General features: G+C 74.3%; 19 protein-coding genes. 16 read left to right on the plus strand and 3 right to left on the minus strand.

Annotated elements, in window-relative coordinates; translation table 11 throughout:
* The first annotated feature begins 46 nt into the window (after positions 1-46).
* From DCW30_RS26795 to DCW30_RS26825, 7 genes are all read left to right on the plus strand, one after another.
* Positions 47-802, plus strand: coding sequence for a peptidyl-tRNA hydrolase (locus tag DCW30_RS26795; RefSeq protein ID WP_076688781.1), 756 nt, complete (start codon positions 47-49; stop codon positions 800-802).
* Positions 803-859: 57 nt separating this feature from the next.
* Positions 860-1,630 carry a DUF4142 domain-containing protein gene (locus DCW30_RS26800; RefSeq protein ID WP_076684015.1) on the plus strand — a complete coding sequence of 257 codons (771 nt, stop codon included), beginning with the start codon at positions 860-862 and terminating at the stop codon, positions 1,628-1,630.
* A 104-nt stretch (positions 1,631-1,734) separates the two neighbouring features.
* On the plus strand, positions 1,735-3,018 hold the full coding sequence (locus DCW30_RS26805) for an MbnB/TglH/ChrH family RiPP precursor modification enzyme (protein ID WP_076684016.1): 1,284 nt from the start codon (positions 1,735-1,737) through the stop codon (positions 3,016-3,018).
* A gap of 4 nt (positions 3,019-3,022) precedes the next feature.
* Entirely contained in the window at positions 3,023-4,075 is a 1,053-nt protein-coding gene (locus DCW30_RS26810) for a TIGR04222 domain-containing membrane protein (RefSeq protein WP_076684017.1), read from the plus strand.
* 146 nt (positions 4,076-4,221) lie between these two features.
* Positions 4,222-4,965, plus strand: coding sequence for a DUF4142 domain-containing protein (locus tag DCW30_RS26815; RefSeq protein ID WP_076684018.1), 744 nt, complete (start codon positions 4,222-4,224; stop codon positions 4,963-4,965).
* A gap of 108 nt (positions 4,966-5,073) precedes the next feature.
* Entirely contained in the window at positions 5,074-5,856 is a 783-nt protein-coding gene (locus DCW30_RS26820; RefSeq protein ID WP_119271221.1) for a TIGR04222 domain-containing membrane protein, read from the plus strand.
* A gap of 178 nt (positions 5,857-6,034) precedes the next feature.
* Positions 6,035-7,639: an alpha/beta hydrolase gene (locus tag DCW30_RS26825; protein WP_076684020.1), complete on the plus strand. Its 1,605-nt coding sequence runs from the start codon at positions 6,035-6,037 to the stop codon at positions 7,637-7,639.
* A gap of 13 nt (positions 7,640-7,652) precedes the next feature.
* Here the strand turns inward: DCW30_RS26825 and hemQ are convergent, their stop codons facing one another.
* Together hemQ and hemG are read right to left on the minus strand one after the other, a co-directional pair.
* Positions 7,653-8,381, minus strand: a complete 729-nt coding sequence (hemQ, locus tag DCW30_RS26830) for a hydrogen peroxide-dependent heme synthase (protein WP_076684021.1) — start codon at positions 8,379-8,381, stop codon at positions 7,653-7,655.
* A 4-nt stretch (positions 8,382-8,385) separates the two neighbouring features.
* Positions 8,386-9,849 (minus strand): protoporphyrinogen oxidase, encoded by a 1,464-nt coding sequence (gene hemG / locus DCW30_RS26835; RefSeq protein ID WP_076684022.1) that lies wholly within the window; start codon positions 9,847-9,849, stop codon positions 8,386-8,388.
* 212 nt (positions 9,850-10,061) lie between these two features.
* On the opposite strand from hemG, the gene DCW30_RS26840 reads away from it, so the two are divergent.
* From DCW30_RS26840 to DCW30_RS26855, 4 genes are all read left to right on the plus strand, one after another.
* Positions 10,062-11,054 (plus strand): DUF4349 domain-containing protein, encoded by a 993-nt coding sequence (locus DCW30_RS26840; protein ID WP_076684023.1) that lies wholly within the window; start codon positions 10,062-10,064, stop codon positions 11,052-11,054.
* A gap of 56 nt (positions 11,055-11,110) precedes the next feature.
* Entirely contained in the window at positions 11,111-12,490 is a 1,380-nt protein-coding gene (locus DCW30_RS26845; RefSeq protein WP_076684024.1) for an FAD-dependent oxidoreductase, read from the plus strand.
* A 699-nt stretch (positions 12,491-13,189) separates the two neighbouring features.
* Complete coding sequence (locus tag DCW30_RS26850; RefSeq protein WP_123985591.1) at positions 13,190-13,384, plus strand: hypothetical protein; 195 nt, start codon at positions 13,190-13,192, stop codon at positions 13,382-13,384.
* A gap of 7 nt (positions 13,385-13,391) precedes the next feature.
* Positions 13,392-14,309: an NAD-dependent epimerase/dehydratase family protein gene (locus tag DCW30_RS26855; RefSeq protein WP_076684025.1), complete on the plus strand. Its 918-nt coding sequence runs from the start codon at positions 13,392-13,394 to the stop codon at positions 14,307-14,309.
* 107 nt (positions 14,310-14,416) lie between these two features.
* Here DCW30_RS26855 and hemE read toward each other — a convergent pair whose 3' ends face one another.
* On the minus strand, positions 14,417-15,424 hold the full coding sequence (hemE, locus tag DCW30_RS26860) for a uroporphyrinogen decarboxylase (RefSeq protein ID WP_373569126.1): 1,008 nt from the start codon (positions 15,422-15,424) through the stop codon (positions 14,417-14,419).
* Between the two features lie 151 nt (positions 15,425-15,575).
* On the opposite strand from hemE, the gene DCW30_RS26865 reads away from it, so the two are divergent.
* The 5 genes from DCW30_RS26865 (at position 15,576) to DCW30_RS26885 (ending at position 22,459) form a co-directional block, all read left to right on the plus strand.
* Positions 15,576-16,235, plus strand: a complete 660-nt coding sequence (locus DCW30_RS26865) for a DUF3000 domain-containing protein (protein ID WP_076684027.1) — start codon at positions 15,576-15,578, stop codon at positions 16,233-16,235.
* Positions 16,236-16,549: 314 nt separating this feature from the next.
* Positions 16,550-17,212: a response regulator transcription factor gene (locus DCW30_RS26870; RefSeq protein WP_030687574.1), complete on the plus strand. Its 663-nt coding sequence runs from the start codon at positions 16,550-16,552 to the stop codon at positions 17,210-17,212.
* A 78-nt stretch (positions 17,213-17,290) separates the two neighbouring features.
* Positions 17,291-18,556 (plus strand): ribonuclease D, encoded by a 1,266-nt coding sequence (locus DCW30_RS26875; RefSeq protein WP_062770679.1) that lies wholly within the window; start codon positions 17,291-17,293, stop codon positions 18,554-18,556.
* 547 nt (positions 18,557-19,103) lie between these two features.
* Positions 19,104-20,330 carry a thiolase family protein gene (locus DCW30_RS26880; protein ID WP_076684028.1) on the plus strand — a complete coding sequence of 409 codons (1,227 nt, stop codon included), beginning with the start codon at positions 19,104-19,106 and terminating at the stop codon, positions 20,328-20,330.
* Entirely contained in the window at positions 20,327-22,459 is a 2,133-nt protein-coding gene (locus DCW30_RS26885) for a 3-hydroxyacyl-CoA dehydrogenase NAD-binding domain-containing protein (protein ID WP_076684029.1), read from the plus strand. The genes DCW30_RS26880 and DCW30_RS26885 overlap by 4 nt, the downstream gene beginning before the upstream one ends.
* The last annotated feature ends 24 nt before the right edge of the window (positions 22,460-22,483 follow it).

Here is a 22,483-nt window from a genome sequence, read left to right on the forward strand (position 1 = left end):
GGCCGACGCCCCGCGGGGCGGATTCCCCGCCTGGCAGACTGGGCCCGTGAGCAGCGACGAGACGACTTCCACCGGCACGCGGGACGGCGGGCCCGCCGCGGACAGCCCCTTCCGCCACGAGAGCACACCGCGCGACGAGGCCCCGCAGTTCGTCCTGCCCCTCGTCGCCCGCATCGAGCGTGCCGCTCCCCCGGCCCGCACGGACGCGTTGGAGACCGCGGCCCGTGCCGTCCTGGTGATGCTGAGCGACGAGCGTTCGCTCGGCGACGGCGAGTGGGCGCGGGCGATGCGCGACTGGCAGGACGCCCGCATCCGCAAGGTGGTGCGCAGGGCGCGCGGGGGCGAGTGGCGCAAGGCCGAGACGCTGCCCGGCATCACGGTCACGGGCAAGTCCGCGGAGGTGCGCGTCTTCCCGCCGGTCCCGCTGGACGGCTGGCCCAAGGAGCTGGCGAAACTCCAGGTGTCGGGCACCGACCTGGACGACCCGGAGCCGCCGGGCGGGGCCGACGCGACGCACCCCGTCCTGTGGATGAGCCCCGATGTCGACATGTCGGCGGGCAAGGCGATGGCGCAGGCGGGCCACGGCGCCCAACTCGCCTGGTGGGAGCTGTCCGCCGAGGACCGCACGGCCTGGCGCGACGCCGGCTTCCCCCTCTCGGTCCGCACGGCCGCCCCCGCCCAGTGGCGGGCGCTGACCACGAGCGGCCTGCCGGTGGTCCGCGACGCGGGCTTCACGGAGATCGCCCCGGGCTCCTGCACGGTGGTCGCCGACCACCCGGCGCTCCGCACGCCCCGCCACTGAACGCCCCGCCCGTGTCTTCCGTACTCCTCGGTATCACCGGTGAGCACGGGAGGCACCTTGCGGCACGTCAACGGCACGGCTCTGATCATCGCGGCACTCGTCGCCACGCTGGGCGCGATCGCGTTCCCCGTGTGGTCCTACGCCGACCGCTCCGGCACGGGCGAGGCCGACCTCGCCGCCGGGACGGTGCCCACCCGGTGGGGGCCGCTCTCGGCGGCCGACCGGGATCTGCTGGTGAAGGTGCGGCTCGCCGGGCTCTGGGAGATCCCCGCGGGCCAGCAGGCCGTGGAGCGCGCGCCGACCGAGGCCGTCAAGGAGGCCGGTGACCACCTCATCGTGGGCCACACCGACCTCGACAAGCGGGTGCGCTCCGCCGCCGCGCAGCTCGGCGTGGAGCTGCCCAACCAGCCGACCGCCCAGCAGCAGGGCTGGCTGGACGAGTTGACGGAGGCGAGCGGGGAGACGTACCAGCGCACGTTCGCCAATCTGCTGCGCGCCTCGCACGGCAAGGTCTTCAGCGTGATCGCCCAGGTCCGCGACACCACCCGCAACTCGCTGGTCAGGCAGCTCGCCACGGACTCCAACCAGACCGTCCTCGACCACATCACGATGCTGGAGGCCACCGGGCTCGTCGACTTCGACGACATCGCCAACGGCGCCGCGGCCGACGCCACCGAGAGCCCCACCGGGCCTCCTCCCCCGCCGTCCGGGGCCGCCCCGCCCGAGGCTCCGCCCGCCGGGCCCGAGGGCGAGGTGTCGACCACGTCGCGGCCCTCGCCGGGGCCGCCGGGACGCATCGACACCGGCCGGCCGGAACCTCAAATGTAGCTCTGAACGTCTCCCCTGCGGGGTTCGGCCGGTCCCGTCCCGGTGATGGTCCCGGGGACGAGTGACCGGGCGACCGGGGAACTCGGGGGGACGAAGGGGGAGAAATGGAGCGTCTGGGGACCGGTATCGGCTGGCGTCCTGAGATCGCGGACGCCGTGGAGGCGATGCCCGGCATCGACTGGGTCGAGGCCGTCGCGGAGAACATCTGTCCGGGGCATCTGCCCGACTCGCTGCTGCGGCTCCGCGAGCGTGGCGTGACCGTCGTGCCGCACGGTGTCTCACTGGGCCTCGGCGGCGCGGACCGTCCCGACGAGGGGCGTCTGACGGCGCTCGCCGAGCGGGCCGAGGCCCTGGGCTCGCCGCTGGTCACCGAGCACATCGCGTTCGTACGGGCCGGTGGCGCCCTCACCGCCACCCAGCCCCTCGAAGCCGGGCACCTGCTGCCGGTGCCCCGCACCCGCGACGCGCTCGACGTGCTCTGCGAGAACGTCCGCGCCGCCCAGGACGCGCTGCCCGTGCCGCTCGCCGTGGAGAACATCGCGGCGCTCATCGCCTGGCCCGGCGAGGAGATGACGGAGGGGCAGTTCCTGTACGAGCTGGCCGACCGCACCGGTGTGCGGCTGCTCATCGACGTCGCCAACCTCCACACCAACCACGTCAACCGCGGCGAGGACCCGGTCAAGGCCCTGGAAGAACTGCCGGTCGAGGCCATCGCGTACGTCCATGTCGCGGGCGGCTTCGAGCGGGACGGGGTCTGGCACGACAGCCACGCCCATCCCGTCCCCGAGCCGGTCCTCGCGATCCTGGCCGACCTCGCGTCGCGCACCGCGCCGCCCGGCGTCCTGCTCGAACGGGACGAGAACTTCCCCGGACCGGCCGAGCTGGAGCGCGAACTCGACGCCATCCGGGCCACGGTGAAGACCTCCCCCGCCGAGCCGGGCGCCGCGCCGGACACCGTGCCGCCCGCCTCCGCCGCCGCCCGGCAGCGCACCGCACTCGCCCAGGCCGCCCTGCTCTCCGCACTCGTGGCGGGCACCCCGGCGCCCGAGGGCTTCGACCACACGCGCCTGAAGGTGCAGAGCCGCGCGCTGGGCGCCAAGCGCGCCGACGTCGTCGCGAAGGTCGCGCCGGAGCTGCCGGAGATCCTCGGCGCCGCCTACCGCGCCGAGTTCCTCGGCTACGCCCGGGTCAGGCCGATGACCGGCGGCTACCGCCACGACGCCCTCGGCTTCGCCGAGCACCTGCTGCTCGCGGGGCGGCCCGCGTCACCGGACGCCCGGCAGCGGCTGAGCGACTGGTGGCTGGACCGCTCGGGCCCGGCGCCGCGCTCCCGGCGGCCCGCCGCCCGGCTGCTGCACGCCACCCGCCGCGTCCTGCTGCGGCGGTGACGCCATGAGCGTCGCCGCGGTCGTGTACGCGACCGCCGTCCTGCTCTCCTGCGTGCCGCTGGTCATGGGCGTGGTGACGGTCCGCCGCGGCGGGTCCCGGCACGGCGAGGGCTCCCGCGCCGGTGACGGGGCCTTCGTGCGGGGCACCCCGGAGGCCGCGTTCCTCTCCGGCGGCCCCGCCCGCGCCGCCGACGCGGTCATCGCGGGGCTGCACGAGGACGGCCGCCTGGTCGTCGCGGGCCCCGGCGTCGTCGGCATCACGCGGCCGGTCGCGCGCAACGCCGCCGAGCAGGCGGTCATCGACGCCCACACGGCGGCGCCGAGCGGTGCGCTGCACTGGCTGCGGGCCGCCGTGATGCGCAGCCGCCCGGTCCAGGAGACGGGCGACGCGCTGGCGGAGCGGGGCCTCGTCGTGCGCCCCGGGCCGCGGCGCACCTGGCGGCGCTGGGCGGGGGCTCAGGTCTTCCTGACCTTCATCGGGCTCCCGACCGCGGGCATCCTGACGGCGCTGCAGTACGCCGATGACGACTACACGGAGCCGGACCGGCTGCTCGACAGCGTCCTGCACGTCCTGCTCCCCGCCGCCGCCCTCGGCATCGGCGTCGGCGTCGTCTCCCTCACCCTGACGTCCGGTCAGCTCACGCCCGCCGGCCGCCGCGCCCTCCACCAGTACGTGGACTCGTCCCGGCACCTGACGGGCGCCGCCCACCTCGTGGCCACCCGCGGGCTCCCCGCGGCCCACCCCGACCTGCGGTCCCAGCTCATCGCCGCGGCCAGGGCCCGGGGCCTCGCGGCGCCCCCCTCGTCCCCGGCGCCGCTGCCGTTCCAGGACCCGGGCCTCTGGAGCGCCGGGGCGGCGGCCTGGTGCGGGTCCACCACCGGCTTCGGCGGCGCGGGCGGCGGCTCCGCGTGCTCCGGCGGCGGTGGCGGCGCGGCCTGTTCGGGCAGCGGGAGCGCGTGCTCGGGAGGCTCGTCCTGCTCGGGCGGCGGCTCGTCCTGTGGCGGTGGCGGTGGCGGCTCCTCCTGCGGGGGCGGCGGGGGCGGCGGGTCCTGTTGAAGCAGTCCGCCCTCCTCCCGACGGGCGGCGCACGCCGCGCCGCCCGGGCCGGTGGCGCCGTACGGAGGTTGGCGTACGCCCCGCCGTAACGCCGCCCCGGGCCGCGCGGGGGGCACTAGCGTGCGGTGCCGCACCAGGAGGCGCCCATGCGATCCCGCATCAGCAACGGCACCGGTCTCGTCGTCACGGGGCTCGTCGCGACGCTCGTCGCGCTGCTCTTCCCCCTCTGGTCCTACGAGGACCGCTCGGGCACCGGCCTGGACAGACTGGACGCGGAGACGGTGGCAACCGACTTCGGGCCGCTTACCGCCCTGGACCGGGACTTCGTCGCCAAGGTGCGGCTCGCGGGCCTGTGGGAGCTGCCCGCGGGCCGGCAGGCCGAGGAGCGCGGCACCACCAAGGCGGTGCGGACCGCGGGCGAGCACCTCGTGGCGGGCCACACGTTCCTGGACGCGCGCGTACGCGAGGTCGCCGCCCGGCTGCGCCTGGAACTGCCGGACCAGCCCGGCCGGCAGCAGCGGCAGTGGCTCGCCGAGCTGAGCGCGGCGCGCGGCGGGACGTACGACGAGAAGTTCGCCGACATCCTGCGCCGGGCGCACGGCGCGGTGTTCCCGGTGGTGGCCGAGGTGCGCGCCGGCACCCGCAACTCACTGGTGCGTACGCTCGCCGACGACGCGAACACGACCGTCCTCGACCACATCACCGTCCTGGAGAAGACCGGCCTGGTGGACTTCGACGGCCTCGCGCGGGACGCGGCCCCCGACCAGGCCCCCGCGACCCGCTCCCCCGCGCCGCCGGGCCCCACCGCGTCACCGGCCCCGGCCTCGCCGGCCACCCCGTCCCCCATGTATCCCCTGCCGCCGGCCGCCTCCCGCCCGAAGCCGGAGTAACCCCCGCCATCACCCGGCGGGAAACGGAACGTTACCTACCCGTCACCGACCGTCCCGCATGCTGAATATGCCATGGCGCGAAGCGACGCCTTCGCATAGAACACCGCCATGTTCTGGGTCCCCCTGCTCCTCCTCGCCTGGGCCGCGACCGGCCTGACCTGCGGCAGGCTCTGCGTGGCCGCCGCCCGTGCCGCGACGCCGGGGAAGGCCGCGCCGACCGGCCGCCGTCTCACGCTCTACGAGGCGGCGTTCTTGTCCGGCGGGCCCGCGCGCGTCGCCGATCTGGCGCTCGTCGCGATGGCCGGGGCGCGGCGGCTGCTGATCGCGCACACCGGGTGGGCGACCGTGGTCGACCCGGAGGGGCGCGACGACATCGAGCGTTCGGTGCTCGGCGCGATCGGCCCGGCGGGGCAGTCCCGCATCGCGCCGATACGCCGCGGGGCGGCCGGCGCCGACGCCGTGCGGGCGCTGGCGGACCGGCTGGTCGCCGCGGGCCTCGCCGTTCCCGAGGGCGCGGGCGAGGGCGTGGCGGCCGGGGTGCGCCAGGTGCGGGCCGCGGCGGTGGCGGTGCTCGCGCTCGGCGCCGTGGCGGTGCTCATGCCGGGTCAGGAACCCGCGGGCGCCGGGGAGACGCCGGTCGCCGCGTGGTTCGCGCTGCCGCTGCTGCTGTGCGCCGGCTGCCTGCTGATCGCCCGCGTCGAGGTCCACCCGTACACGCGCTGGGCCTCGCCCGCGGGGCAGGCGCTCCTGCGGACGCTCGCGGCGGGCGACGACCGCCTCACGGCCGTGGCGGTACGGGGGGTGAGCGCCGTCGACGACCCCGGGCTGCGCGCGGCGTTCTCGCACCGGGCGGGCCGGACGGGCCGGGAAGCGGCTCAACGGGGTCATTGAGCCGACACCGACGGGCCGGTGCTTTACTTCACCGACTATCGGACGAATCATCCCCTGTGTTTGACACCCACGCCGACGCCGCTGCCGATGCCGACGCCCGACGGCGAGCCCTCGCGGGCGCGCGCGGACGTCACCGCCTGCGGGAACGCACGCCCGAACCGAAGGGGTCATCAGCGCGATGAGAGCAGCAGCCGCCCGTTATGGAACCGCCGGAACCCTGGCCCTGAGCGCCCTCGTCGTCGCCCCCGCGCAAAGCGCGAGCGGAGCCACCGCGCCGTCCGCCGCGGACCGGGGCGTCGTGGTCGCCGCCGAGCGCGCGGAGGCCGCCGGAATCCGCTGGGGCGCCTGCCCCAAGGCCGAGGACATGCCCCCGTCCCTGAAGTGCGGGACGGTCATCGTGCCGCTGGACTACGCGCGGCCCGGCGGCAAGCAGATCCGACTGACCGTCAGCAGGGCGCGGGCGACCGGCGGGGACGGGCGCGGGAAGGTCGCGCGGCAGGGCTCGCTGGTCTACAACCCGGGCGGGCCCGGCGGGTCGGGCATGCACTTCCCGGTCATGGGCATCATGCCGGAGTGGAAGCGCGTCGCGGCCGCCTACGACCTGGTGGGGTACGCCCCGCGCGGTGTCGGCCGCTCCGCCCCGCTCTCCTGCCAGAACCCCGAGCGGTTCATCAAGGCGCCCACGAGCGCGCCGAGCCACCCCGGCGCCGCGTACAAGAAGGCGCGCATCGCCAAGGCGAAGGCGCACGCGCGCGGGTGTGCCGCCCGCAACCCGGGGCTGCGGCACTACACGACACTGAACAACGCACGCGACCTCGACGTGCTGCGGGCCGCGCTCGGCGAGCGGAGGCTGACGTTCGTGGGCGCCTCGTACGGCACCTACCTCGGGGCCGTCTACGCCACGCTCTTCCCCTCGCACGTGCGGCGCATGGTCTTCGACTCGGCGGTGAACCCCGATCCCGCGCAGATCTGGTACCGCAACAACCTCGACCAGTCGGCGGCGTTCGAGCGGCGCTGGGCGGACTTCCGCGCGTGGATGGCGAAGCACCACGCGGCGTACGGCCTGGGCAGGACGCCGGAAGCGGTCATGCGCAGCTACGACAGGGCGAACCGGAAGCTGGCCCGCGAGCCGGCCGGCGGCAAGGTCGGCCCGGGTGAACTCCAGGCGGCCTTCCTCCAGGCCGGGTACTACGACGACTACTGGCCGATGCGCGCGGCGGCGCTCTCGCAGTACCTCAAGGGCAACCCGGAGCCGCTGGTCGAACAGGCGGCGCCCGAACCGCGGGCGGCGGCGGAGGCGGAGAACGTCAACGCCGTCTACACGGCCGTGGAGTGCAACGACGCGCCCTGGCCGACGGACTTCGGGACCTGGGACCGCGACAACTCGCTCCTCGCCCGCTCGGCGCCGTTCGAGACGTGGGAGAACGTCTGGATGAACCTGCCGTGCGCCTACTGGCCGGCGCCCCGGCAGCAGCCGGTCGACGTCCGTACGGCCGAGGGCGAGCTGCCCCCGACCCTGATCCTGGCCGGCGAGCGCGACGCGGCCACCCCGTACGAGGGTGCCCTGGAGATGCGCCGCAGGATGGGCGGCTCGGCCCTGGTGACCGAGCGCGGCACGGGCACGCACGGCATCGGCGGCGGCGGCAACGCCTGCGTCAACCGCCACCTGGAGGCCTACCTCCTGAAGGGCCGCGTCCCGGCGCGGGACGCGTCGTGCGCGCCGCGCCGGGAGCCGGAGCCGCAGACCGCCGAGCGGGCCGCGCGGCCCGCCGAGGCGCTCTGAGGGACCCTCGGATCTAGGCCAGGCCCGCCACGAGGTCGGCGACGGACTTGCGGCGGCCGGTGTAGAACGGCACCTCTTCACGGACGTGCATCCGGGCCTCGGAGGCACGCAGGTGGCGCATGAGGTCGACGATGCGGTACAGCTCGTCGGCCTCGAAGGCCAGCATCCACTCGTAGTCGCCGAGCGAGAACGAGGCGACCGTGTTGGCGCGCACGTCGGGGTAGCCGCGGGCCATCTTGCCGTGGTCGGCGAGCATGCGGCGGCGGTCCTCGTCGGGCAGCAGATACCAGTCGTAGGAGCGCACGAAGGGGTAGACGCTGATGTAGTTCCGCGGCGTCTCGTCGGCCAGGAAGGCCGGGATGTGCGACTTGTTGAACTCGGCGGGGCGGTGCAGCGCCATGTTCGACCAGACCGGCTCCAGGGCGCGGCCGAGCTTCGTGCGGCGGAAGAGGTTGTAGGCCTCCTGCAGCTCGTCGCTGGTCTCGGCGTGCCACCAGATCATGATGTCGGCGTCGGCGCGGAGGCCGGAGACGTCGTACGTGCCGCGGATCGTGATGTCCTTGGCCGCGAGCTGGTCGAACAGCTCCTGGACCTCGTCGGCGTAGCCCGCGCGGACCGTTCCGTCGTCGGGCAGCACGTCTCGCAGCCTGAAGACCGACCACAGCGTGTAGCGGATGACCTCGTTGAGGTCCTTGGCCTTCTTGCCGGCGTTCGGGGTCTTGGCGGGGGTCTCGTCACTCATGAACCTATTCTCCTCCGGCCCCGTGGAGACTCTGCACCGGGTTGCGGGTGAGCTCGTCCACACCGGTGGCGTCGCCCGCCAGCTGGTCCACGGCGGCGTGGGCGCTCGCGACGCAGGCGGGGATGCCCACGCCGTCGTACGCCGCTCCGCACACGGCGAGGCCGGGCAGCTCGCCCACGCGCTCGCGGACGCGGGCCACGCGCGCGTGGTGGCCGACGGGGTACTGCGGGAGGCCGTCGTGCCAGCGGGTGACGCGCGTGGCGACCGGCGTGGCGTCCAGGCCCGTCGCGGCGCGCAGATCGCGCCGGGAGAGCTCGACGAGGTCGGCGTCGTCGCGCCCCAGGATCTCCGTCTCCCCGTACCGCCCGACCGAGGTGCGCAGCACCAGCAGGCCGGGGTCCTCGTCGGCGATCCAGCCCCACTTGCGCGAGGCGAAGGTGGACGCCTTGATGGTGTGCCCGTCGACGGGCGGCACGAGGAAGCCGCTGCCCTCGGGGAGGTCGACGACGTCGCGGCGGTAGGCGAGGGTCATCAGGGCCATGGAGGCGTACTCGACGCTCGCCAGCTCGGCCGCGGCGGCGGGCGCCTCGACGCCGAGCAGCGCGGCGGCGGCGTAGGCGGGCACGGCGACCACGACGCGGTCGGCGGCGACGACGTCGTCACCGGCGCTCACCTGCCACCCCGCCGGGGTGCGCCGCAGTGCGGTGACCGGCGTGCCGGTGCGGATCTCCCCGCCCCGCGCGCGCACCGCGTCCGCGACGGCGAGCGGCAGTTGCCCGACGCCGCCCTCGATGCCCATGAAGACGGGCCCGGTGCGCTGGTTCCGCGCGGCCGTCGCCTGGATGGCGCGCACGCCCTCGGTCAGCGAGGCGTGGGCGCGGGCGGCCTCGAAGAGCTGCGGTACGGCCGAGCGCATCGAGATGCGGTACGCGTCGCCCGCGTAGACGCCGCCGAGCAGCGGCTCCACGAGGCGGTCGACGACCTCGCGGCCCAGGCGTTCGGCGACGAAGGCGCCGACCGCGACATCGTCGCCGATCTCGGTGGGCGGCAGTTCGCGGTCCCGCTCGATGCGGCGCAGGCCCTCGTCGGACAGGACGCCGGAGAGCGCGGAGGCGTCGCCGGGCACGCCCATGACGTGGCCCTTGGGCATGGGGCGCAGGGCCCCGCGGGTCCAGATCGACGCGGTGGCGGTGGCGGGCGGCTGGAGCCGGTCGCCGAGGCCCACCTCGCGGGCGAGCGCGACGGCTTCGGGGCGGCGGGCGAGCATCGACTCCGCCCCCAGGTCGACGCGGACCCCGGCGATCTCCCCGGCGTGCAGCTTGCCGCCGAGCCTGTCGGAGGCTTCGAGGAGCGTCACCCGGGTGCCCGGGGCGGTGACGAGCAGCCGGTGCGCGGCCGCGAGGCCGGCGATTCCGCCACCGATGACGACGGCGTGGCCGCTACCCGTACGTGTGTCCGTTTCGCGCATGTCCCCACTCTCTCAGAGCCGGTGTCTCACCCCCGACCCAGACCCTCGGACGCCGGGCCTCGACCCCGCCGCCCCCGGACGCCGAGTCCCGACCCGGCCCCTGGGACGCCGAGTCCCGAACGTGACCGCATCGGGACCGCCCGGCAACCACCGTCGCGGCCCGCCCCGGCGTCGAAGGAGCACCGGACACCACATCCCTCGGGGGGACGTCGATGCACACACCAGACGCGAGCGCCCACCACGCCGCCGGTCGCCGCCGGTCGCGACGCCGCGCGGCCCGGACCCTCTCCGCGGTGCTGCTGGCCGCCGCGCTGGCGCTCGCGGGCTGCGCCGCGGACGCCGGCGGTGACAGCGACAGCGGGGCCGGCGACGGCAAGGCGGCGGGCCAGCGGGCGAGCGGCGTCCACGGCCCGGACGGCGGCCAGGCGGACGAGTCCGCCGCCAAAGCCGGTGAGAAGCCCGGCGCGTCCGGCGCGAAGCAGCCGCGCCGGCCGGCCGGCGCGCACATCATCCGCACCGCGACGCTCACCGTCCGTGTCACGGACGTGCCGAAGGCGCTGGCGGAGGCCCGGACCGCGGCCGAGGACGCGGGCGGCATCGTGGGCGACGAGAAGACCTCCCGCGACGGCGAGGGCCGCGACCGCTCCCGCGTCGTGCTGCGCGTCCCCCAGGAGCGGTACGAGGAGGTCCTCGCCGCCCTCGAAGGGACCGGCAGGCTGGTCGCCAGGGACGCCAAGGCCAAGGACGTCACCGACCAGGTCGTTGACGTGGAGAGCCGCGTCAGGTCGCAGCGGGCCAGCGTGGCGCGCGTGCGGGAGCTGATGGACGAGGCCACGAAGCTGAGCGACGTCGTCACGCTGGAGGGCGAATTGAGCGCCCGTCAGGCCGATCTGGAGGCGCTGCTGGCCCGGCGGGCCTCGTTGAAGGACCGCACGACCCTGGCGACGATCACGCTGTCGCTCACCGAGCGCTCCGCGCGGGCGGACAGCGGGAACGACGACGACCCGACGCTCGTGGACGCGCTGGCCGGTGGCTGGAACGCGTTCGTCACCGTGCTGCGCTGGATCGGGATCGCGCTCGCCGGGGTGCTGCCGTTCGCGGCGGTGGCGGCCCTGCTGCTCCTGCTGTGGCTGCGGGTGGTGCGCCCGAGGCTGCCGCGCCACGCGCGTCCCGCGGGGCCGGGAAACGACGACGGAGGGGCCTGAGAGTCCGGCGACCCGCCGCGGCACGCTTCCCCGGGGGCGCGCCGTAGCGTGTCGGTATGAGCGGCACACGAGAGCGACTGGTCATCATCGGAGGCGACGCGACCGGCATGTCCGCGGCGTCGCAGGCACGCAGGCTGAGGAAGCCGGAGGAGCTGGAGATCGTCGCGTTCGAGCGCGGCGACTTCGCCTCGTACTCCGCCTGCGGCATCCCCTACTGGGTGGGCGGCGACGTCGAGGACAGGGACGACCTCATCGCGCGCACGCCGCGGGAGCACCGCGAACGCGGCATCGACCTGCGGACGCGCACCGAGGTCCGCCGCCTGGACGTCCCGGGCAAGCGCGTCCTGGCCCGCGACCTCGCGTCGGGCGAGGAGTACTGGACGGATTACGACAAGCTCGTCATCGCCACCGGAGCCCGGCCCATCCGCCCGCCGCTGCCCGGCATCGACGCCCCCGGTGTGCACGGCGTGCAGACCCTCGGGGACGGGCAGGCGCTGATCGACGCCCTGCGGCGCACGGAGGGCCGGCGGGCGGTGGTCGTCGGCGCGGGCTACATCGGCGTCGAGATGGCGGAGGCGCTGATCCGCCGCGGTTACGAGGTGACGGCCGTCAACCGCGGCAAGGAGCCGATGTCGACGCTCGACCCGGACATGGGCCGCCTGGTCCACGACGCGATGACCGGCATGGGCATCGAGATGGTGAACGACGCCGAGGTCACGAAGGTCCTCACCGGCGACGACGGCCGGGTCAGGGCGGTGGCCACCGACGACGCCGAGTACCCGGCGGACATCGTGGTGCTCGGCCTCGGCGTGCGCCCGGAGACGACGCTCGCCGAGGAGGCGGGCCTGCCGATCGGCGAGAACGGCGGTCTGCTGACCGACCTGGCGATGCGGGTGCGCGGCCACGAGGACATCTGGGCGGGCGGGGACTGCGTGGAGGTGCTCGACCTGGTGTCGGGCCGGGAGCGCCACATCGCGCTCGGCACCCACGCGAACAAGCACGGCCAGGTCATCGGCTCGAACGTGGGCGGGGGCTACGCCACGTTCCCCGGCGTGGTGGGCACGGCCGTCAGCAAGGTGTGCGACCTGGAGATCGCCCGCACGGGGCTGCGCGAGAAGGAGGCGCGGGCGGCGGGCCTGCAGTACGTGGCGGTGACGATCGAGTCGACGAGCCGCGCGGGCTACTACCCGAACGCGGCCCCGATGACGGTGAAGATGCTGGCCGAGCGGCGCACGGGCAAGCTCCTCGGCGTCCAGATCGTCGGCCGTGAGGGCGCGGGCAAGCGGGTGGACGTCGCGGCGGTCGCCCTGACGGCGAGGATGACGGTGGAGCAGATGACGGCCCTGGACCTGGGTTACGCGCCGCCCTTCTCCCCGGTGTGGGACCCGGTCCTGGTGGCGGCACGCAAGGCGGTGACGGCGGTCCGGGCGGGGTGAGGGCCGGGGCGGGGGGCGTCCGGGTGGGGTGCAGGCGGCCGTCCGGGCTCGGATGGGGGCGGCCGCCCGAGCAGGGTGCGGGCGGCCGTCCACGCAGGGTGCGGACGGGGTGCGGGCGGCCGTCCGAACAGGGTGCGAGCGGCCGTCCACGCAGAGTGCGGACGGAGTGCGGGCGGCCCGTCCACGCAGGATGCGGGCGGCCGTCCGGGCGGGGCGCGGGCGTCCGGGCGGGGCGCGGGCGGCCGTCCGAGCATGGTGCGGACGGGGCCCGGGCGGGGTACGGGCGGCATGCGGGCACTCCTCCGTGCCCGGTTTCGCACCCCCTCCCCCGTGTCGGAACGCGCTTTCCACGCAGGTCAGAACGCGCTTGCTATGTGGAAGACGCTCCCCGGCGGCCTCCGCCCCCTGGCCGAAACCTTCTCTTCGTACGCACGGGATTACCGGAGCCGTGGGAGCCCGCCCACGGCCGACGCGTGCACATGACACGCGACGGTCCCGCCCCTCGGCGCACCCCCTCTGAGCGGCGGCGGTCCGACGGAACGATTCCGTCCGCCCCGCACCACCCGTGCCCGGCCATCCCTTGCGCCCCCATAGACCATCGCCATCTCTTTTCCGCCAGCTTTCACGGAATCAGCACAGACTCCGCAGGTGGGACCCACTATGTGACGCGTCAGAGCGGCACGGGCACGGGGTGCGACCGTGTCGGCGTCGCTGGGGGGCGGGCGGCGGGGTGGGGACATCCTCGCCGACCCGACCGTGGAGGGGACCACACACCACATGAAGGACACCGCGCGAGCGGCGGCTCAGGACGCCGCCGCTCTGCTTCACAGCCGTACCGACCGCGCCGCCGCGCCGTCCACCGCCCACCGTCCGCTGTCCGGCAAGGGGGTGTGAGGCGGCCGTGCGCATCCTCATATTGGGCTCCACCGGATACCTGGGCGGGCACGTCGCCGGGCGGCTGCGCGCCCTGCCGGGCGTACGGCTGCTGCGCGGGGGCCGCGCCCCCGGCGACGACCAGCGGATCGACCTCGCCACCTGCACCCTGGACGGACTCGCCGAACGGCTCGTCAAGGCCGCGCCGGACGCGGTGGTCAACTGCGCGGGCGCGGTCGGCGGCGGCACGCCGCACCTCGCCGAGGTCAACGCCCGCGGACCCGCCGTGCTCTGCGCGGCCCTCGCGGCGGCGCTGCCCACCGCCCGCCTCGTGCACCTCGGCTCGGCGGCCGAGTACGGTCCGGCCGGCGTCGACGAGCGGACCCCGGAGGACGCGCCCGCCCGCCCGGTCACCCCGTACGGCGCCACCAAGCTGGCCGGGACGCTCGCCGTCCTGGAGAGCCCGCTCGACGCCCTGGTCCTGCGGGTCACCAGCCCGGTGGGCCCCGGCGCGCCGCCCGCCGGGCTGCCCGGCAGGCTGACCGCCGAGCTGAGCAGGGCCGTGGCCCGCACCCCGCACGGCACGGTCAAGGTGGGCGATCTGTCGGCGCACCGGGACTTCGTCGACGTACGCGACGTGGCGCGGGCCGTGGCGCTCGCCCTCGCCCTGCCGGGGCGGCTGCCGCGGCTGCTCAACGTCGGCAGCGGGCGGGCGGCCCCGGTGCGCGACCTCGCGCACGGCCTGGTCAGGGCGGCGGGCTTCACCGGCGAACTCCTGGAGACGCCGGGCCCGGCCGACCGCGGGACGGTGGTGCCCTGGCAGTGCGCCGACATCACCGCGGCGGAGTGGGAGCTGGGCTGGCGGCCGCGGTTCTCGCTGCGCGAGGCGGTCACCTCGCTGTGGGCCTCGGACGGCGCGCCCGCGGCACGCGTCGGCTCACGCTGAGCGCACACCTCGGCTCACGCCGAGCGCCCGCGTCGCGAAAGCGAAGGGGTTGCCCGGCACGGAAAACGGCCCCTGCCGCTCGGGCAGAGGCCGTTTTCGGACAATTTTCAGGCTGATGTGCGCTCGTGCACGTACTCCACGAGCCGCGTCAGCGCCTCGGGGTCCGTGGTCGGCAGGACGCCGTGGCCGAGGTTGAAGATGTGCCCCTCCAGGCTCTTCGCGGCGGCGAGCACTTCGTCCGTCTTCGTCTCGACGGCCTCGCGCGTGGAGAACAGGACCGCCGGGTCGAGGTTGCCCTGGATCGCCTTGCCGGGCCCGACGCGGCGCGCCGCCTCGTCCACCGGCACCCGCCAGTCGGCGCCGACGACATCGGCTCCGGCCTCGCCCATGAGGCCGAGCAGCTCGCCCGTGCCGACGCCGAAGTGGATGCGCGGCACGTCGTACGGGGCGACCGCGTCGAAGACCTTCTTCGACGCGGGCATCACCGAGCGCCGGTAGTCGGCGGGCGAGAGGGCGCCCACCCAGGAGTCGAAGAGCTGCACGGCGCTGGCGCCCGCCTCGATCTGCACCTTCAGGAAGGCGCCGGTGATCTCCGCGAGCCGGTCGAGGAGGTCGGACCAGAGCTGCGGGTCGCCGTACATGAGCGCCTTGGTGTGCTCGTGGTTGCGGCTCGGGCCGCCCTCGACGAGGTAGCTCGCGAGGGTGAAGGGCGCGCCCGCGAAACCGATGAGCGGCGTGGAGCCCAGCTCGGCCGTCAGCATCCCCATCGCCTCGGTGACGTAGGAGACGTCCTCCGGCGTGAGGTCCCTGAGCTGCGCGAGGTCGGCGCGCGTACGGATGGGGTTCTCCACGACGGGCCCGATGCCGGGCTTGATGTCGAGGTCGACGCCGATGGCCTTCAGCGGCACGACGATGTCGCTGAAGTAGATCGCGGCGTCCACGCCGTGGCGGCGCACCGGCTGCAGGGTGATCTCGGTGACCAGGTCGGGCCGCATGCAGGATTCCAGCATGGCCGTGCCCTCGCGGACCTTGCGGTACTCGGGCAGTGAGCGCCCCGCCTGTCGCATGAACCAGACCGGCGTGTGCGGCACGGCTTCCCGCCTGCACGCCTTCATGAACGGGGAGTCGTACGTCGCTTCGTTACGCCGGCCCACGGGGCTCTGGCTGCTGTTGGCACTCACCCGGAAAGTCTCCCACGTCGACCGGGAACCCCCTGACGGGTGTCTCTCCCTGCGCGAAGGCGCGGTTCCCCTTAACCTTCCCCGCATGGCTGCGGCTCAGGGACAACGGTCGGACGGCGCTGGCGAGATGGAGAGTTCGGAGGGGAAGGTGGCGGATTCGGCTCCGCTGCCCTTCCGCGCGGCGGTCGACGCGCTGCGGGGGGCACGGCTGCGGCCGGAGATCGAGATCGACCCGACGCGGGCGCCGCAGCGGCTCGCGCCGTACGCGTACGCGCTGGAGGCGGCGGTGGTGGAGGGCGAGGACGACCTCGCGGACGGCCGGCTCGTGCTGCTGCACGACCCGGCGGGCCACGACGCCTGGCACGGCACGTTCCGGCTCGTCACGCTGGTGCGGGCGGAGCTGGAACCGGAGATGGCGGCCGATCCGCTGCTGCCGGAGGTGTGCTGGTCCTGGCTGACCGGCGCGCTCCAGTCGCGCGGGCTGTCCGCCGGTGAGGCGAGCGGCACGGTGACGCGCGCCGGATCGCATTACTTCGGGGGGCTCGCGGAACGCCCGCCGGCCTCGCAGATCGAGATCCGGGCGTCGTGGACGCCACGCGAGGGCCCCGGCGGGACGCCGGACACCGCGACGCATCTGGCCGCCTGGTGCGAGCTGCTCTGCCAGGTCGCGGGGCTGCCGCCGGTCACGCCGGGCGACGCCTCCGTGGTGTCGCTGCCGCAGCGCAGGGGGCCCCTCTCCCGCTGACGCGCGGGCACGCGCCCGCGGGCCCCGAGGCCCACCACGCACCCACCCGTTGCTCCGACGGGTGGGTTTTGTGTGCGCCGGAGCGCGGGAGCGGGGATGCCTCGTCCGTGGTCACTCGGAAGAGTGATCATTCGGTTCGATCTTCGGATGATCGAGTGCGTGTCCGAATTGCCCTGATTATTACGCACCGAATCCTGATCATTTCCTAAAGGCGGGCGCCTTTGCTGCCGAAGAGGTTTGTGACCTTGAAAGCACGGTTTCGCCCGGCTTCTTCCCCCCAGCCGGCCCCGTCCCGCCACCCCCCAGGAGGCCTGGTGTCCGTTCTCCTCGAGCAGCCCGCAAGCCTGGTCGCCTACCGCCCGAACAAGCCGACCGCCATGGTCGTCGTGGCCGACCCGCGCGTCCGTTCCACCGTCACCCGCCATCTGTGGGCGCTCGGTGTGCGCGACGTCATCGAGGCCTCGTCGATCGCGGAGGCTCGTCCCCGCATCGGCAACCCCCGGGACATCTGCGTCGCAGACGTCCACCTCCCCGACGGCTCCGGCCTGACGCTCCTCTCCGAAACCCGTGCCGCGGGCTGGCCCAACGGCCTCGCCCTCTCCGCCGCCGACGACATCGGCGCCGTGCGCAACGCCCTCGCGGGCGGCGTCAAGGGCTACGTCGTCACCGGCACGCGTACGAACGTCGGACTCCCCACCCGCCCCGGCGCCGCTCCGATCGGCTCGGCCGCCGCCCGAATGCACCGCCGCCCACCGGGCGCCCCGAGCCACCCCGGCGGCTACCGCGAGCTCTCCGGCCGTGAGGTCGAGGTGCTCCGCCTCGTCGCGGAGGGCCAGTCCAACAAGGCCATCGGCGTCTCGATGGGCCTGTCCGCCCTGACCGTGAAGAGCCACCTCGCCCGGATCGCGCGCAAGCTCGGCACGGGCGACCGGGCCGGGATGGTCGCGGTCGCCCTGCGCACCGGAATCATCCACTGACTCATTTACATCCCCTTCACGCCCGTCGACGGAACGTTCCGTCGACGGGCGTCGCGCATACACAGATACCCTTGACCGGTGACCGACGCCCAAGAGACCGCAGCAGACAGCTCACTGCGAACCACCGGAGGCGCTCCTCCGGACGACGTCGAAAAGGCGCCGACCCCGTTGCTGGAGCCCCGCGACGGCATTCCGCCGGTGATCGCCGACGAGGACGCCCTCGCCGAGATGATCGCCGCGTACGCCCGCGGCGCCGGACCCGTGGCCGTCGACGCCGAGCGCGCGTCCGGCTACCGGTACGGCCAGCGCGCCTATCTCGTCCAGCTCCGCCGCGAGGGCGCGGGCACCGCGCTGATCGACCCCGTGGCCTGCCCCGACCTCTCCGGCCTCGGCGAGGCCATCGGCGACACGGAGTGGGTCCTGCACGCGGCCACGCAAGACCTGCCGTGCCTGCGCGAAATAGGCATGGTCCCCTCCCGGATCTTCGACACCGAGCTGGCGGGGCGGCTCGCCGGGTTCCCGCGCGTGGGGCTCGGGGCGATGGTCGAGGGCGTCCTCGGCTTCGTCCTGGAGAAGGGCCACTCCGCGGTCGACTGGTCCACCCGCCCCCTCCCCGAGCCCTGGCTGCGGTACGCCGCGCTGGACGTGGAGCTCCTGGTCGACCTGCGCGACGCCCTGGAGAAGGAGCTGGACCGGCAGGGCAAGCTGGAGTGGGCCCGCGAGGAGTTCGACGCCATCGCCTCCGCGCCGCCCGCGCCGCCCCGCAAGGACCCCTGGCGGCGGACGTCCGGGATGCACAAGGTCCGGCGGCGCCGTCAGATGGCGGTCGTACGCGAACTGTGGACCGCGCGGGACAAGGTCGCGCAGCGGCGGGACGTGTCGCCGGGCAAGGTGCTCAGCGACGGGGCCATCGTCGAGGCGGCGCTCGGGCTGCCGCCCAACGTGCACGCGCTCGCCGGCCTCTCGGGCTTCGGGCACCGGATGGGGCGGCGTCAGCTGGAGCAGTGGCAGGCCGCGGTGGACCGCGCCAAGGCGCTGCCGGACTCCGAGCTTCCGCAGCCCGGGCAGACGGTGAGCGGTCCGCCGCCGCCCCGCTCCTGGGCGGACCGGGACCCCGCGGCGGCGGCGCGGCTCTCCGCGGCGCGTGCGGCGGTCTCGGCGCTGGCCGAGCAGCTGAACATGCCCCAGGAGAACCTGATCACTCCGGACACGGTCCGGCGCGTCTGCTGGGAGCCCCCGGCCGAGATCACCGAGGCCTCGGTGAGCGAAGCCCTGGCCGCGCATGGGGCCCGCCGCTGGCAGATCGCCCAGGTGACCCCGGCGTTGGTCGCGGCCCTCGCCTGAGCGTCGCCGCGGGCCTGCGTCCCCCGGCGGGGCGGGGCGCTGGAGCGTGCGTTCTCCCTGCCGCTGGGGCGCCCGTTCCCCCGCCGCTGGGGCGTGTGTCTTCCCCTGTCGCTGAGCCGGGTCTTTGCCCCCGCCGCTTCGCGGCGGGGTTCTTTCCCACCCACCCGTTCACCCTGCATCGAGCCCTGACCGACCCCCCGGCGGCAGCGCCCCTTCACCGCCGGGTGGGCGGGTGGGAGAGCATCCGCCGCGAAGCGGCGACCGCACAACGGGCCCGCCGGGCGAGCGGGAGAGCAGGCGATCGGGCGAGCGCCCGGCGACCACAACCCCGCAGCCGGAGCGACACCACGCACCACCGCGCCCGGCGAGGAACGGCCCCGGCCACCCCCACCGCCCCACGGTCGGAGGCCGCCCCCGGGGCCCGCGGCCAGATGTGACGTTCGCCTCCCCAAACCCTCCCTTGGCCACATAGTTACCGGCAAGTAGGGTGAGGAGTAAGGAAGCGCGCCGCAGGCGTGGCGCAACCGCACCCTGGAGGAGAGCCATCGTGCCTCGTACCGTCAGGGACGTCGTCTTCGTGGACGGCGTCCGCACCCCGTTCGGCAAGGCGGGTCCGAAGGGCATCTACCACGAGACCCGTGCCGATGACCTCGTCGTGAAGGCCATCCGGGAGCTGCTGCGCCGCAACCCGGACCTCGACCCCGCCAAGATCGACGAGGTCGCCATCGCCGCGACCACGCAGATCGGCGACCAGGGTCTGACGATCGGCCGCACCGCCGGCATCCTGGCCGGGCTCCCGCAGTCCGTGCCCGGCTACTCCATCGACCGCATGTGCGCCGGCGCCCTGACCGCCGTCACCTCGGTCGCGGGCAGCGTCGCCTTCGGCGCGTACGACATCGCCGTCGCCGGCGGTGTCGAGCACATGGGCCGCCACCCCATGGGTGAGGGTGTCGACCCCAACCCCCGTTTCGTGAGCGAGAAGCTGGTCGACGAGTCCGCCCTGTTCATGGGCATGACCGCCGAGAACCTGCACGACCGCTACCCGAGCATCACCAAGCGGCGCGCCGACGAGTACGCCGTGCGCTCGCAGGAGAAGGCCGCCAAGGCGTACGCCGACGGCAAGATCCAGGCCGACCTGGTCCCCATCTCCGTACGCCGTACCAATGAGGAGGCCGGTGAGACCGGCTGGGGCCTCGCCACCGCCGACGAGCCGATGCGCCCGGGGACGACCCTGGAGAACCTCGCGGGCCTCAAGACGCCGTTCCGCACGCACGGCCGCGTCACCGCGGGCAACGCCGCCGGTCTCAACGACGGCGCCACCGCCTCCCTCATCGCCTCCGAGGAGTTCGCGCGGGAGAACAACCTCCCCGTGAAGATGCGCCTCGTCTCGTACGCCTTCGCGGGCGTCGAGCCGGAGGTCATGGGCTACGGCCCGATCCCGGCGACCGAGAAGGCCCTCGCCAAGGCGGGCCTCGGCATCGGCGACATCGGTCTCTTCGAGATCAACGAGGCGTTCGCCGTGCAGGTGCTGGCCTTCCTGGAGCACTACGGCATCGCGGACGACGACGCGCGCGTCAACCAGTACGGCGGCGCCATCGCGTTCGGCCACCCGCTCGCCTCCTCCGGCGTGCGCCTGATGACGCAGCTCGCGCGGCAGTTCGAGGAGCAGCCCGAGGTGCGCTACGGCCTCACGACCATGTGCGTCGGCTTCGGCATGGGCGCGACGGTCATCTGGGAGAACCCGAACCACAAGGACGCCGGAGGCGACAAGTGAGCAGCTCCACCACTGAGCTCCTGAAGGGCGCGGCCGAACTGTTCCCCGGCGAGGTCGTCACGCAGGCGCACGTACGCCACCTCGACCTCCCGGCGGGCGCGGGCCGCTTCGCGCTCATCACGCTCGACAACGGCCTCGACCACACCAAGCCGACCACCTTCGGCCCGCAGTCCCTCGCCAACCTGAACACGGCGATCGACCAGGTCGAGAAGGAGGCGGCCGAGGGCGCCATCATCGGCGCCGGCATCACCGGCAAGCCGTTCATCTTCGCCGTCGGCGCCGACCTCAAGGGCGTGGAGCTGCTGAAGCGCCACGAGGACGCGCTCGCCATCGGCAAGGGCGGCCACGAGGTCTTCAAGCGCCTCTCCGGGCTCGCCGTGCCGACCTTCGCGTACTACAACGGCGCCGCGATGGGCGGTGGCGTCGAGGTCGGTCTGCACTGCTCCTACCGCACCGTCTCCAAGGCGCTGCCCGCCTTCTCGCTGCCCGAGGTCTTCCTCGGCCTGGTCCCCGGCTGGGGCGGCTGCGCGCTGCTGCCGAACCTGATCGGCGCCGACAAGGCCGTCTCGGTGATCATCGAGAACTCGCTGAACCAGAACCGCCAGCTCAAGGGCGCGCAGGTCTTCGAGCTCGGCATCGCCGACGCGCTCTTCGAGGGCGCCGACTTCCTCGAGCAGTCGCTGATCTGGACGGCCTCCGTCCTGAACGGCTCCGTCGAGGTCGTCCGCGGCGAGGTCGACCGCGGCGAGGCCTGGGACGCCGCCGTCGCCCGCGGCCGTGCCATCGCCGACTCCAAGGTGCACGGCGCCGCCCCGGCCGCCTACCGCGCCCTGGAGATCATCGAGGCCGCCAAGGACGGCGACCTCCAGAAGGGCTTCGACGCCGAGGACACCGCGCTCGCCGACCTCATCATGGGCGGTGAACTGCGCGCGGGCATCTACTCGTTCAACCTCGTGCAGAAGCGGGCCAAGCGCCCCGCCGGCGCCCCGGACAAGAACCTGGCGCGCCCGGTCACCAAGGTCGGCGTCGTCGGCGCCGGTCTGATGGCCTCGCAGCTCGCCCTGCTCTTCCTGCGCCGCCTCGAGGTGCCGGTCGTCCTGACCGACATCGACCAGGAGCGCGTCGACAAGGGCGTCTCGTACGTCAAGGAGGAGATCGACAAGCTCCTCCTCAAGGGCCGCGTCAACCAGGACAAGGCCAACCGCCTCAAGGCGCTCGTCTCCGGTGTCCTGGACAAGGCCGAGGGCTTCTCCGACGCCGACTTCATCATCGAGGCCGTCTTCGAGGAGATCGGCGTCAAGCAGCAGGTGTTCGCCGAGGTCGAGGCGGTCGCCCCGGCGCACGCGATCCTCGCCACCAACACCTCCTCGCTGTCGGTCACCGAGATGGCGTCGAAGCTGAAGCACCCCGAGCGGGTCGTCGGCTTCCACTTCTTCAACCCCGTCGCGATCCTGCCGCTCCTGGAGATCGTGCGCGGCGAGCGGACCGACGACGCGTCGCTGGCCACGGCCTTCGGCGTCGCCAAGAAGCTGAAGAAGACCGCGGTGCTCGTCAAGGACGCTCCCGCGTTCGTCGTGAACCGCATCCTCACCCGCTTCATGGGCGAGATCCAGAACGTCATCGACGAGGGCACCCCGGTCGCCGTCGCCGAGAAGGCCGTCGAGCCGCTCGGTCTGCCGATGTCGCCGCTGGTCCTCCTCGAACTGGTCGGCCCGGCCATCGGTCTGCACGTCTCCGAGACCCTGAACCGCGCCTTCCCGGAGCGCTTCACCGTCTCCCCGAACCTCGCCGCCGTCGTCAAGGCGGGCAAGCGCGGCTTCTACGTGTACGACTCCGGCAAGCCGGAGCTGGACCCCGAGGTCGCCGCGCTCCTCCAGCAGGGCGATCAGGTCCTGACCGAGGAGCAGGTGCGGGACCGCGTGCTCGACGCGGTGGCGCAAGAGATCGGGCTCATGCTCGACGAGGGCGTCGTCGCCGAGGCGCAGGACATCGACCTCTGCCTGATCACCGGCGCGGGCTGGCCCTTCCACCTGGGCGGCATCACGCCGTACCTGGACCGTGAGGGCGTCAGCGAGCGCGTCAACGGCAAGCGGTTCCTCGACCAGGGCGTGGCGAGCGTCCCGGCGTAACCGCGAGGGCACGAGACGGCGGGG

It is taken from the genome of Streptomyces alfalfae, from assembly GCF_004127445.1.
GTDB lineage: Bacteria > Actinomycetota > Actinomycetes > Streptomycetales > Streptomycetaceae > Streptomyces > Streptomyces alfalfae.

Coding starts and splice junctions, on each gene's coding strand:
- DCW30_RS26825 (WP_076684020.1), top strand. CDS start 6,035: ATGAGAGCAGCAGCCGCCCGTTATGGAACCGCCGGAACCCTGGCCCTG.
- hemG (WP_076684022.1), bottom strand. CDS start 9,849: ATGCGCGAAACGGACACACGTACGGGTAGCGGCCACGCCGTCGTCATC.
- DCW30_RS26820 (WP_119271221.1), top strand. CDS start 5,074: ATGTTCTGGGTCCCCCTGCTCCTCCTCGCCTGGGCCGCGACCGGCCTG.
- DCW30_RS26810 (WP_076684017.1), top strand. CDS start 3,023: ATGAGCGTCGCCGCGGTCGTGTACGCGACCGCCGTCCTGCTCTCCTGC.
- DCW30_RS26865 (WP_076684027.1), top strand. CDS start 15,576: ATGGCTGCGGCTCAGGGACAACGGTCGGACGGCGCTGGCGAGATGGAG.
- DCW30_RS26845 (WP_076684024.1), top strand. CDS start 11,111: ATGAGCGGCACACGAGAGCGACTGGTCATCATCGGAGGCGACGCGACC.
- DCW30_RS26815 (WP_076684018.1), top strand. CDS start 4,222: ATGCGATCCCGCATCAGCAACGGCACCGGTCTCGTCGTCACGGGGCTC.
- DCW30_RS26840 (WP_076684023.1), top strand. CDS start 10,062: ATGCACACACCAGACGCGAGCGCCCACCACGCCGCCGGTCGCCGCCGG.
- hemQ (WP_076684021.1), bottom strand. CDS start 8,381: ATGAGTGACGAGACCCCCGCCAAGACCCCGAACGCCGGCAAGAAGGCC.
- hemE (WP_373569126.1), bottom strand. CDS start 15,424: ATGAAGGCGTGCAGGCGGGAAGCCGTGCCGCACACGCCGGTCTGGTTC.
- DCW30_RS26805 (WP_076684016.1), top strand. CDS start 1,735: ATGGAGCGTCTGGGGACCGGTATCGGCTGGCGTCCTGAGATCGCGGAC.